7 protein-coding genes and 1 pseudogene are annotated in these 13,108 nt (G+C 42.9%); all 8 read left to right on the top strand.

What is annotated here, in order from left to right; genetic code table 11:
• Window positions 1-57: 57 nt before the first annotated feature.
• The 8 genes and pseudogenes from B3317_RS03110 to B3317_RS03075 all read left to right on the top strand — a co-directional run bounded on the left by B3317_RS03110 (window position 58) and on the right by B3317_RS03075 (window position 12,795).
• Window positions 58-1,551, top strand: coding sequence for a C10 family peptidase (locus tag B3317_RS03110; RefSeq protein WP_291108537.1), 1,494 nt, complete (start codon window positions 58-60; stop codon window positions 1,549-1,551).
• 11 nt (window positions 1,552-1,562) lie between these two features.
• Window positions 1,563-2,180, top strand: coding sequence for a hypothetical protein (locus B3317_RS03105; protein ID WP_194225899.1), 618 nt, complete (start codon window positions 1,563-1,565; stop codon window positions 2,178-2,180).
• A gap of 102 nt (window positions 2,181-2,282) precedes the next feature.
• Window positions 2,283-3,956 (top strand): annotated as a pseudogene (locus B3317_RS18195) (glycoside hydrolase family 43 protein); the annotation flags it as partial.
• A 48-nt stretch (window positions 3,957-4,004) separates the two neighbouring features.
• On the top strand, window positions 4,005-6,440 hold the full coding sequence (locus B3317_RS18190; protein ID WP_414647431.1) for a glycosyl hydrolase 115 family protein: 2,436 nt from the start codon (window positions 4,005-4,007) through the stop codon (window positions 6,438-6,440).
• Window positions 6,441-6,453: 13 nt separating this feature from the next.
• Entirely contained in the window at window positions 6,454-9,153 is a 2,700-nt protein-coding gene (locus B3317_RS03090) for a glycoside hydrolase family 11 protein (protein WP_291108534.1), read from the top strand.
• A 31-nt stretch (window positions 9,154-9,184) separates the two neighbouring features.
• Window positions 9,185-10,594 carry an MFS transporter gene (locus B3317_RS03085; RefSeq protein WP_291108532.1) on the top strand — a complete coding sequence of 470 codons (1,410 nt, stop codon included), beginning with the start codon at window positions 9,185-9,187 and terminating at the stop codon, window positions 10,592-10,594.
• A gap of 34 nt (window positions 10,595-10,628) precedes the next feature.
• A complete protein-coding gene (locus B3317_RS03080; RefSeq protein ID WP_291108530.1) occupies window positions 10,629-11,774 on the top strand; it encodes an endo-1,4-beta-xylanase in 1,146 nt (381 codons plus the stop codon).
• A 52-nt stretch (window positions 11,775-11,826) separates the two neighbouring features.
• Entirely contained in the window at window positions 11,827-12,795 is a 969-nt protein-coding gene (locus B3317_RS03075; RefSeq protein WP_291108528.1) for a glycoside hydrolase family 43 protein, read from the top strand.
• Window positions 12,796-13,108 lie beyond the last annotated feature (313 nt).

Here is a 13,108-nt window from a genome sequence, read left to right as displayed (position 1 = left end):
ACAAGATGCCTGTTTCGCACAGGCTATAAACGACACTTTTAACTAAATTATTTACGCATGAAAACAACCTTTTCTTCAAAAGTAGTAGCCTTACTATGTACTGCGATTTTACTATTTGCATGTAGCGAAATAGATGACTTAAATTTAGATTATGAGTTTGCAAAAACGCAAGAGGTTTCAGACCAAGTTAATGAAGAAACATTTGTTTCTTTGGACAAGGCCACAGCGGTTGCTGATTTGTTTTTCAGTAAGCTAACCGAAGGTAATGTTTCAACAAGAAGTGGTTTGAAAGCTCAGAAAGGTAGTGCTTTGGTTGAAACATTAAGAGAAAGTAGCAACCCTTTAATGTATATTATAAATTATCCGGATGGGGGATTTGTTATCATGGGAACTACAAAAAATTATTATCCGGTTTTGGCCTATTCGGACAAAAATTCTTTTGAGATAACACCCGACATGGATGGTATATCCGACTGGTTGGAGGAAACAAAAGAAGCAATCAAAACAAGTGATGCATTAAATGACACGATTAAGACTGCAATGCAAAATCTCTGGAAAAGTTACGAAACAGCAGATATTTCTTCACCTCGGGAAGCACAGGATGCACGGCTCAAAAGTGCCAGCAATGGACAGATAGCTTGTTGGAATCGATGTGATGAGCTCCAAATGCAATATATGGGCGAAGGTTGGAATTTTTTACCATTATCTCAAACTAAACAGATATTTGAAGATGCCGGATTTTTTGGGGTATATGAAGATTTATGTTATGGCGCAGAATTTAATAAATCACCATTTAATTGTTCAGTTGTTGGTTGGAGAAATATATATAAGAACGAACAGGTTGGCCCTTTGTTGTCTACCCAATGGCATCAAAATCCGCCTTTTAATGATTTGTGTGACGGCCACTCCGCCGGTTGTGGCGCCATAGCGGTTGCTCAAGTCATGAAGTATTATCAATATCCTTCAACATTCACACTGAACGGTTATACCTTCAACTGGAACAATATTCCTGTATCTCCAAAATCAGGTTCAGACCAAGCTGCTTTGGTTAGACTTGTTGGTGGTTTTGTGAACGTGCATTATGATTCTTTCGGTTCTTGGGCGACTCCCGGCGATATGGAAAGTGGTATTAGACTTCTCGGCTATAACGTGACTCGCGCCAGTCATAACTACGAATCAGTAGAAAAACAACTTCTTACTTATAAAAGACCTGTTATTATGGGAGGTAATGCTACCAATCTTTCTTTTCTTCCCGGGTCTCTCGAATATATCGGCAATAGCCATTACTGGATTTGCGATGGCGCGCGTAGATTAACAACTAATCAGATAGAATATTTTACAGAGTGGCAACCTAATGGAAACGGAGTTTTCACCCCGGGTTGGAATTCAATCAATTCTCCGGGCTTATTAGGCGGAATAGTTTATCTGTATTTCCATATGAATTGGGGTTGGGGTGGAAAAAACGATGCCTGGTTTGCTTTCAACGATGTAAATTCAGGCAATGGCAATTACCAACATTCAAGGCAAAATTTCTATATTACTAAACCGTAAATATAAATGCTATGAAAACGTTAAAAATATCAGGCTTATTAGTATTTGTGATAATGAATTTTTCTTCCTGTTTTCTCTTTCCCGACCATGAACCAGAAACTGTTACCTATAATTTTGGCTTAAGTTTTCAGGATACTTCCGGAAATGATTTGGTAAAAGGGATTGGATTAGAGTGGTGGTTGGATTCGACTTTTATTTCTGAAGAGCAGGCTCAGTCAGGCATTGTAAAGAATGATTTATACGTACTGGATATTATTGTTTCCGAACCATGTAAAAATTGGGATAATAAAATTTATAATACTCCCGGTAGTGACGTTATCCGTCCCATATTAGGAATGGTGAGATATAATAACGGTTATCGTTATTTGGATAATGATTTTAGTTTATGGGTAAACGATTGTCCCGAAGCGAAAATGCTCACTTACAAGTTGAAATGCCCTTATGTATTTGGTGATGAAGCGGTACATGAATTTGTTACCTATTGGGATATTCCAAAGGTAAAATCATCAGGTCAAACATTTGCTAAATGTTACCGCATAGAGTTTAATGGTAATGAGATAATTCCCCAATTCTCTAAAGAGAGATATACAAGCGGATGTTATATAGCTACTATAATACTAAATGACTGATTTTACATACCTCCCAACTCTTTACGGCATGCATGTTTATACGTGTAGCCGCAGAGCCGGAATAAGAATAGTTGACGAAATCATAATAATCCGACTATATTTATGAGAACAAAAGACTTGTACACCTGTTTGGCAATGTTAATACTGATTATAGCCTTTCCCCGCACCGGAAATAGCCAGACAGCAGATTTTCACTATTTTCAATACAAGGGACAGGATGCCTGTTTCGCACAGGCTATAAACGACCGGAACCAGTATTTCAATCCGGTTCTCAGCGGTTTTTATCCCGATCCGAGTATCTGTCGCAAGGGTTCGGATTACTATCTGGTAACCTCAACGTTTTCATACTATCCGGGTATCCCGATATTTCACAGTACCGACCTGGTAAACTGGGTGCAGATCGGCAATGTGCTGAATCGTCCTTCGCAGTTGCAACTTAAAGCCGGAATCCGGCTCAGTGGAGGAATCTACGCTCCTACAATCCGCTACAATAAATATAATGATACTTTTTATCTCATTACTACCTGTACTGACGGGATCGGCAATTTTATCGTGAAAACCAAGAATCCGAAAGAAAATAACTGGAGTGAACCTGTTCCCCTGCATTTTGGCGGTATCGATCCCGATATTTTTTTCGATGAAGACGGAAAGGCTTATATCGTCCATAACGACGAACCGGACGGGAAACCCGAATGGGACGGGCACAGGTCTATTTGGCTGCGGCAGTTTAGTGTTGAGGGCGACTCTATTTTCGGTGAGAAGAAAATGATTGTAGACGGAGGTACGGATAAAGCCAAACATCCGGTGTGGATAGAAGCGCCGCATTTATACAAAATCAATGGTTATTATTATCTCCTATGTGCCGAAGGAGGTACCAGTGTTCAGCATTCAGAGGTCGTTTTCCGCTCCGAAAGTATTTTTGGTCCTTATATCCCTTGGAAAAACAATCCGATTCTCACCCAGCGCGACTTACCGGAAAACCGTAAGAATCCGGTGACTTCCGCCGGGCATGCCGACCTTATACAAACAGCAGAAGGCGACTGGTACGCTGTTTTTCTTGCCTGCCGCCCATACGAAGGTAATTATTACAATACAGGTAGAGAAACATTTATGCTGCCTGTGACATGGGTTGACGGATATCCGGTGATTTTGAAAGCGAACGAGGAAATTCCTTACATTGTAAACAAGGCGAATCTCCAGCCGAATGCAGAAAGTTATAAAGGTAATTTTACATGGAAAGACGATTTCGACGACGAAAAGCTCGATGACCGCTATTTGATGCTGCGTACTCCACCTGAAGATAAATGGTGGAAAATCGCTAACGGAATGCTTACACTCAGTTCTACCGGAAGCACGATCTATGAACCGAATCAACCGGCTTTTACAGGTATCCGCCAACAGCATTTAACTTTTTCGGCGCAGATAAAAATGGATTATTTACCGGATAATGAAGGAGATATTGCAGGACTGGTTTGTTATCAGCGGGAGAAACATAATTTTGTTTTCGGAAAAACCATTGACGGGAACGGCAAGTATTATCTTGTATTGAAACGTGCTGAAGGGGATGTGACAACCATAGTGCAAACTGAAATTCCAGGCGGTACAGACAAAAAAGCGGTTACCTTGAAGGTAGAAGGCAAAAAAGATAAATATTCGTTCCTCTATTCATTCGATGATGGAGAAAGCTGGAAAACGATAGCAGAAAATGTTGACGCAAAAAATCTCAGTACACAGTCGGCAGGCGGATTTACAGGTACAATAATCGGTTGTTATGTTTATAATGACACGACTCCTGCGCATGATAGAAAATTGCCGGCAAAGGATATTGCGAACCCTTTCGGTGTAGAAAGATTTGTGTTTCCTTCTGCCGGGCAAGAATATCTTTCTCTGGTCGAAAACGGCAAGCCTGTCCAGATAATTTCTGATGTTAACGACTATGCGGGTGTGATCCGCGCGGTCGGCGACCTGAAAGATGATTTCAGGAAAGTTTCCGGGAATCTCCCATCTGTTTCCGGCAAAACGGCGATTATTGTCGGAACGGCAGGAAAATCGGCCATCATCGACAAACTGCTCAGAGACGGCAAGATAGATAAGAACGAACTGGCCGGAAAAAATGAAAAGTATGTGATACAAACTATCGATAATCCGACCGGAGATATACAAAAAGCACTGATTATTGCCGGGAGTGATAAGCGGGGAACAATCTACGGTATTTATGAACTTTCAGCACAAATCGGCGTATCGCCCTGGTATTGGTGGGCGGACGTCCCTGTCGAACACCAGACAAATCTGTATATAAAGCCCGGAAAATATACCGACGGCGAACCGGCCGTAAAATACCGGGGTATTTTCATCAATGACGAAGCGCCCGCATTTCAGGGTTGGTGCATCGAGAAATTCGGCGGTGTCAACTCGAAGATGTATAAACACATGTTCGAATTAATTTTACGCCTTAAAGGGAACTTTCTCTGGCCGGCTATGTGGGGAAATGCGTTTTTCGATGATGACCCTCTCAACGGACAATTGGCGGACGAATATGGCATCGTGATAAGTACATCGCATCACGAACCGATGGGATGCGCCCACTCTGAATGGAAACGTTACGGGCAAGGTGCATGGAACTATAATAAGAACCCGAAGGCCCTACAGAACTTCTGGAAAGGAGGAATGGAACGCATGAAAAACTACGAAACGGTAGTAACCGTAGGCATGCGTGGCGATGGGGATGAACCGATGAGCGAGGAGAGCGATATCGCATTACTGCAAAAAATCGTAAAAGACCAGCGCAAGATAATATCAGAAGTTACAGGTAAAAAGGCAGAGGAAACCCCTCAGGTATGGGCTTTGTATAAAGAGGTTCAGGATTATTATGACAAGGGGATGCGTGTACCTGACGACATTACATTGCTACTTTGTGACGACAATTGGGGCAATGTCCGCAAACTTCCCGACCTTAACGCAAAACTACGCAAAGGAGGATACGGAATGTATTACCATTTCGACTATGTAGGAGGCCCGCGTAATTACAAATGGATAAATGTCAGTCAGGTACAACGCATTTGGGAACAGATGAACCTCACATACCAATACGGAGTGGATAAAATATGGGTGGTGAATGTCGGCGACCTGAAACCGATGGAGTATCCCATCTCTTTTTTCCTCGATATGGCTTGGAATCCCGATAGATTTAATGCGGACAACCTCCTGCTTCATACCGAAGAATGGTGCGCCCGGCAATTCGGGGAAAAATATGCAAAAGAGTCTGCCCGCCTGATAAATCTTTATACGAAATACAACCGCAGGGTTACACCCGAACTACTGAATGAGAATACATATAGTCTCGAAAATTACAATGAATTCGAAACTGTAATGAATGATTATCGCAATCTTACAATAGACGCCATGCTCCTCTATTATCTGATCCCGGACAAATATAAGGATGCCTTCGACCAGTTGGTTTTGTTCCCGGTAAACGCTTGCTCCAATCTGTACGAAATGTACTATGCAGTGGCCCGAAACAGACACTATGCCGCTAAAAGGGATATACGGGCAAACTATTGGGCTGATAAAGCAAAAGAGTGTTTCGCAAAGGATTCTATACTTACAATGCACTATAATAATGACATAGCCGGAGGAAAATGGCCGCATATGATGGACCAGATACGCATCGGTTATACCAGTTGGCAGCAACCTGAAAAGAGTGTGATGCCAAAAGTAGAATACATTGTACAAACAATGATACATAAAGAAAAGATATTCGCCGAAGCAGACGGCTATGTATCGATCGAAGCCGAAAACCACACAACGGCCAACAACGGGGCTAAAGTGTCATGGATTATTATTCCCGATTTAGGAAAAACCGTATCGGGTGTAACAACTACACCTGTTACCGAAAACCCCGATAAAGACGTTTATCTGGAATATAAAGCCGATCTGAAAACAAAAGGAAAAGCCAGATTGATAGTCCTTACATCCCCGACATTGAATTTCAATGCCAATAAAGGATTACGCTATGCAGTGTCCTTGAATGGCGGGGAGGAACAAATAGTAAATATCAACGGACATTATAAAGGCGAACTGGGACAATGGCAGGCCGAACAGATCATAGAAACTTCTACTATCCATAATATTGATAAAGAAGGTATTCACACGATCCGTATCCGCCCTCTTGAACCGGGTATCGTTTTTCAAAAAATAATGCTGGATACGGGCGGTCTGAAACCGAGTTATTTAGGCGCGCCACAAAGCGATTTAAAATAAAGATATTACAAAAATGAGATCTATTAATACATCATTATACAGGACGATATTCCTATTGATATTAGCAGTATCGGTATCAGCCGTCCAATCCGCAGTAAAACTGCCGCGTCTGATAAGCGACGGGATGATTTTGCAGCGGGATACTTCCCTGCAACTGTGGGGATGGGCCTCTCCGAAAGAATCTGTGACTATAAAATTCATGGATGAAACATACCGGACAAAAGCCGATAAAAAAGGTGACTGGAGAATTGTATTACCTGCACAAACTGCCGGAGGGCCATATACGATAAATATCAATGAAATCACAATAAAAGATGTTCTGATAGGTGATGTATGGCTCTGTTCGGGACAGTCGAACATGGAATTGCCTATACGCCGCACTCTCGATTTGTATGCAGATGAAGTAAAAGAAGCAAGTAACTCTCATATAAGACAATTCAGGGTACCGATGCGATATAATTTCCAGAAGGAAGAATCGGACTTACAGGGTGGAGAGTGGAAATCGGTAACTCCTTCAAATATACTTGATTTCTCCGCTGTCGCTTACTTTTTTGCAAAGGACTTATATGATAAGTACAAAGTCCCTGTAGGAATAATCAATACAGGTATCGGCGGCTCTCCCGCCGAAGCATGGATCAGTACAGCCGGATTGAAGAATTATCCGCATTATCTGCAAGCAGCCCGCATCTGTGCAGATCCGGCTTATATCGACAGCATACGCGAACTGGAATCAGAAAAAAACAGCGAATGGCATACAAGCCTCAGTCTGAAAGACATAGGGATAAACAGATGGAACAAAGACAATACTGATATTTCGGACTGGTCTTCTATATCCCTGCCGGGTTATTGGGCGGATAAAGGGGTGGGACAAATCAATGGTTCCCTATGGCTCCGCAAGGAGTTCGATCCTCCTGCGTCTATGGCCGGCAAAACAGGCATATTACGTTTAGGTTGTATTGTGGGCGCCGACTCAGCATTTGTCAACGGTACATTTGTCGGTACAATTTCCTATCAGTATCCTCCACGCATCTACACTATTCCGGCGGGAGTGCTGCGGGAAGGAAAGAATAACATTGCAGTGCGGGTGATAAGCAATGCCGGAAGAGGTGGCTTTGTGGAGGAAAAGCCTTATAAAATAATTGCGGGCAACACTGAAATAGACCTCACCGGAGACTGGAAATACCGGATAGGCGCGGAAATGCCGCCCGCGGGTTCACAAACTTTCTTCCAATACAAACCGATGGGATTATACAACGGAATGATAGCCCCGCTCACAAACTACAGGATAAAAGGTTTTGTCTGGTATCAGGGCGAAGCAAATACAAACCGGGCGGAAGAATATAAGACATTACTCCCCGATTTGATAAACGACTGGCGGAGCAAATGGGACAATCCTCAACTGCCGTTTATCTACGCACAGCTCCCTAACTTTATGAAAGCCCGCAAACAACCGTCCGAAAGCGGATGGGCAGAACTAAGGGAAGCTCAACGACAGACTTTAACCGTACCACATACAGGGATGGCGGTAACCATCGATGCCGGAGAATGGAACGACATTCACCCGCTAAACAAAAAAACGGTGGGTCACCGCCTCGCACTGGAAGCACAACGGGTAGCATATAGCGAAGATATAGTAAGTTCCGGGCCGGTATATGAAGGAATGACAGTGGAAGGAAACAGTATCGTACTTACTTTTTCGTCTGTCGGCTCAGGATTGTATACCAATCTGGATCTCCAGGGATTTGCAATAGCGGGAGAAGACCGCAAATATGTGTGGGCGAATGCAGTCGTATTGTCCGGCAACAAAGTAAAAGTATGGAGTAATCAGATACAAAATCCCGTATCGGTAAGATATGCATGGGCTGATAATCCCGAAGGAGCGAACCTCAGAAATAAGGAGGGGTTACCGGCATCTCCGTTTACAGCAGCACAGCCGGATATTATTTCCCGTACAGGGGAATTTAACGGAGATTTAAAGAAAACGGTGATAGTTCCTGACACCATTATGACAGATAATAAAGCCGGAATACACGATGGGTTCGATTACGAACTCTGGTATGACAAAGGCAACGTCAGCATGACTCTGAAGGAAGGCGGTACATTCGAGTGTAGCTGGAACAATATCAACAATGTCCTGTTCCGCACAGGCAAGAAGTTCGACTGCACAAAAACGCAGGGAAAATTTGACTGCACGAAAACTCACGATGAAATCGGCGATATTTCCCTGAACTATGGCTGCGATTATCAGCCGATCGGCAATTCATACCTATGCGTTTACGGTTGGTCAGTAGATCCGCTTGTGGAGTTTTATATTGTCGAAGCCTGGGGTAGCTGGCGTCCGCCCGGATCGCTATCGAAAGGGACTGTCGAAATCGACGGCGGCACGTATGATATTTACGAAACTACGCGCGTTGAGCAACCCTCCATCAATGGCGACACTACTTTCCAACAATACTGGAGTGTCCGTACCGATAAGAAAACCAGCGGTACTGTGTCCATCAGTGAGCACTTCAAAGCATGGGAAAAGATGGGTCTGAACCTTGGAAAGATATATGAGGTTGCACTATGTGTCGAAGGCTATCAGAGCAGCGGTACAGCCAATGTGTACAGGCATACGCTGACCGTTGGCGACACCACGATAGGTACCGGCCCGGAAAATAATGAAAAACTATCCGTATCGCCGCCGGATACGGCCAGGGATTTCGCAGAATAAATCTAACAATATCAATATAAAACAAATAATTATGAACGTGAATATAAGTGAGACTAAAGGTTTTTACAAGTTGTCGTGGCTGCAACGAATAGGTTTCGGTAGCGGAGATTTTGCACAAAATCTGGTATTCCAGACGGTGATGCAATATGTTTCCATTTTTTATACTACTGTTGTCGGATTACGTCCGGAAACCGTGGCGGTAATGGTGTTTATACCGCCTGTTATAAATATATTCGGATCTATGGCGTTGGGCGCATTTGTAGATAAACATAATCCCAAATGGGGAAAATACCGTTCTTATCTGATTATTGGCGGCGTTCCGCTCATGGCATTTGCCGTCCTCTGTTTTTGGAACGGTTTTCCCGGATCGACAGTGTATGCTTTTGTCACTTATATAGGGCTATGCCTGCTCTACACGGTGGTCAGCCTGCCTTACGGAGCACTGTTCGCTTCGCTTACCCGTGACGGGGATGAAATGACCAAGCTTACCTCTACCCGCATGGTGCTTGCCAACCTGGGCGGATTTACTGTGGCTTTCGGTATCCCGACAATCGTGCAATCGCTCTCTCCTACCCGGACATACAATACCTCAGGCGATGCCCATGCATGGTTTATCACCATGACTATTCTGGCGTTAATCGGTTTGGTTTTATTGATTTTCTGTTTCACCCAAAGCAAAGAACGTATAGTAATGGAAGCCGATAAAACATCGGAAGTAAAAATCTCCGATCTATGGATGGAATTTATTAGAAACAGCCAGTTGCGCATTGTGGCATTATTTGTTTTTACGGCTTTTGCCTTGATGTCAATCTACAATGCAGCAGGGGCTTATTACATGACATACAATGTACAGGCTTCTGACTACACGGGTTGGTTTCAGGGAATAGGCTTTTTGCCGGCATTCATCTTTATGCCATTGGTCCCAGCCATTAAAAAAGCGATTGGTAAAAAGCAAATGTTTTATGTATTTCTGTCTGTTGCTATTCTCGGAATGGCTTTGCTCTATGTTGTATCGATAGTTCCCGCGCTTCGCTCGCAAATTTGGATTATAATGGTAGCGCAATTTATTAAATCTACAGGTATCATTGTCGCTACAGGCTATATGTGGGCGCTGGTTCCCGAAGTAATCACTTATGGAGAATATACTACAGGCCGGCGTATTTCGGGTACGGTAAATGCTATTATCGGAATTGTTTTTCAACTAGGGATGGCTATCGGCCTCTTTATACCCAATATAGTACTGGGATTCGTCGGTTTTGACAAAGATAACGCCGTATCGCAATCTGCTCTTGCCCAACAGGGAATTTTATGGCTGGTTGCCGTAATACCTGCGATGCTGCTCATTCTGGCGATGTTTATTATTTCAAGATATAAACTGGAAGACAACGTGATTGACAAAATAAATATGGAAATTGAAGAAAAGCATTTAAATAAGAAATAAATAAAATATCGTTTAAATAAAAACAAAAGAAATCATGAAAGTACTGACACCCGTTCTCTCTCTTTGCATTGCGTTCGCTATTGTAAGCTGTTCGCCACACAGGAAAGAGAATGAAGTAAAAGAGCCCTCTCTAAGAGAGGCGGTCAAAGACAAATTCCTGATCGGGACCGCCCTTAATACAAACCAGATCTGGGGAAAAGACACTGCTGCCGTAAAGATTGTAAAGGAGCAGTTCAACTCCATCGTTGCCGAAAACTGTATGAAGAGTATGTACATACAGCCGGTAGAAGGGGAATTTAACTTCAAAGATGCCGATAAATTCGTTGAATTCGGCGAACAGAATAATATGTTTATCACCGGACACACACTAATATGGCATTCTCAGGCGCCGGGCTGGTTCTTTACGGACGATAAGGGAATAGATGTATCGAAAGAAGTGCTCATAGAACGGATGAGAAACCATATAACAACCGTTGTAAGCCGCTACAAAGGACGTATCAAAGGCTGGGATGTAGTGAACGAGGCGATCCTGGATGATGGTTCATGGCGCGACAGCAAATTCTATAAAATCATAGGTGAGGATTTTATACCTCTCGCCTTCGAATTTGCCCATGCAGCCGATCCCGAGGCCGAACTCTATTACAATGATTACAACGAATGGCATGCCGGAAAGCGTGACGCGATTGTCAAACTAGTAAACTCACTAAAAGAAAAAGGCCTTCGGATAGATGGTGTGGGGATGCAAGGACATTTGGGTATAAATCATCCTTCTCTGGATGAATACCGGGCAGCTATCGACGCTTACTCTTCGGCAGGGGTGGAAGTTCTCATTACGGAGCTGGATGTAAGCGCATTGCCTTCTCCCCGTCGGGACATAGGGGCCAATATAGCAGATACCGAAGCCTACCGCCAGGAGATGAATCCCTATACCACCGGCTTACCTGACTCTATATCCTCTGCCTGGAATAAACGGGTGGAAGACCTTTTCACTCTGTTTATAGATAATAGTGATAAAATCGGACGTGTCACATTGTGGGGCGTTACAGATGGAGATTCATGGAAGAACGATTTCCCAATGCCGGGACGAACAGATTATCCATTACTATTCGACCGCCGATACAAGGCAAAACCGATTGTGAAAGAAATAATTAATAAACTAAAAGTGAAAAGTGAAAAGTGAAAAATGGTATAACTTGTAATTCGTCTACTAATAATTTAAAAAATCAACAACAATGAAAAAAGCAAAATATTTATTTCCGCAGGACTATATGGCAGACCCGTCTGCACATGTATTCGAAGGTAAAATCTATATATACCCCTCCCATGACTGGGAAAGCGGCATTCCCGAAAATGATAACGGCGACCATTTCAATATGAAAGATTATCATGTATTCTCACTCGACGAAGTGGACGGGCCTATAACAGATCATGGCGTGGTACTGGCGGCAGAAAATATACCGTGGTCGGGACGCCAGTTGTGGGACAGCGATGTCGCATTCAAAGACGGTAAATATTATCTGTACTTTTCACTGAAAGACCAAAATGATATTTTCCGTCTGGGAGTAGCGATCAGCGACAAGCCATATGGGCCGTTCATTCCTCAGGAAAATCCGATTAAAGGAAGCTATAGCATCGACCCGTGTGTATTTGAAGAGAACGGGGAATATTACATCTACTTCGGCGGCATCTGGGGCGGACAGCTTCAACGATATCGTAATAATAAAGCGTTGGAATCCGCTGCTTTCCCGGCAGATAATGAACCAGCCCTTTGTGGAAAAGTAGCCCGGCTGAGAGATGATATGCTCGAGTTTGCAGAAGAACCCCGCGATGTGGTTATTCTGGACGAAAACGGACGGCCAATAACACAGGGGAATACAGACCGTCGCTTCTTTGAGGCTTCGTGGATGCATAAATACAATGGAAAGTATTATTTCTCATATTCTACAGGCGACACTCATTTCCTTTGCTATGCCATCGGTGACAACCCTTACGGGCCGTTCACTTACAAAGGGGTAATCCTCACTCCCGTTATCGGGTGGACTACTCACCATAGTATCGTAGAATACAAGGGTAAGTGGTATTTATTCCATCACGATTCTGTACCATCGGGAGGTAAGACATGGCTCCGCAGTATGAAAGTCATAGAGCTGGAATATAATCCGGACGGAACCATAAAAACAATTGAAGGATTGAAGAAATGATTTATCTATAGAGTATGGCTAATAGCTTTTGGCCTATAGCCAGCTCTTTGATATTTTGTATTCATATTTAATAATTCAATGTTTAAAAATTAAAAGATTGATAGAAAAAGTAACAGATGAAAAGTAACAAATATGTGTAACCTTTGTTACCTTTTAACAAGTAGTAAGTATTGAGTAATAAGTTGAAAGTTATATGAGATACGAGTAGACAAGACACGAGATACAAGNNTTAACTGATAACTGTTGACTGTTAACTGAAAAAGCTGTTACATGTGTTACTTTTTAACAAATATATAACCTAGCGACTATATAG

The sequence above is a fragment of the Dysgonomonas sp. UBA7710 genome (genome assembly GCF_002482385.1).
Lineage (GTDB): Bacteria > Bacteroidota > Bacteroidia > Bacteroidales > Dysgonomonadaceae > Dysgonomonas.
Note: the sequence above shows the minus strand (reverse complement) of the source record. Positions and strands in the feature narration are given on the sequence as shown.

Bases quoted from the DNA above. Each gene is read 5' to 3' on its own strand.
- B3317_RS03110 (WP_291108537.1), top strand. From the start codon at position 58: ATGAAAACAACCTTTTCTTCAAAAGTAGTAGCCTTACTATGTACTGCG.
- B3317_RS03105 (WP_194225899.1), top strand. From the start codon at position 1,563: ATGAAAACGTTAAAAATATCAGGCTTATTAGTATTTGTGATAATGAAT.
- B3317_RS03090 (WP_291108534.1), top strand. From the start codon at position 6,454: ATGAGATCTATTAATACATCATTATACAGGACGATATTCCTATTGATA.
- B3317_RS03085 (WP_291108532.1), top strand. From the start codon at position 9,185: ATGAACGTGAATATAAGTGAGACTAAAGGTTTTTACAAGTTGTCGTGG.
- B3317_RS03080 (WP_291108530.1), top strand. From the start codon at position 10,629: ATGAAAGTACTGACACCCGTTCTCTCTCTTTGCATTGCGTTCGCTATT.
- B3317_RS03075 (WP_291108528.1), top strand. From the start codon at position 11,827: ATGAAAAAAGCAAAATATTTATTTCCGCAGGACTATATGGCAGACCCG.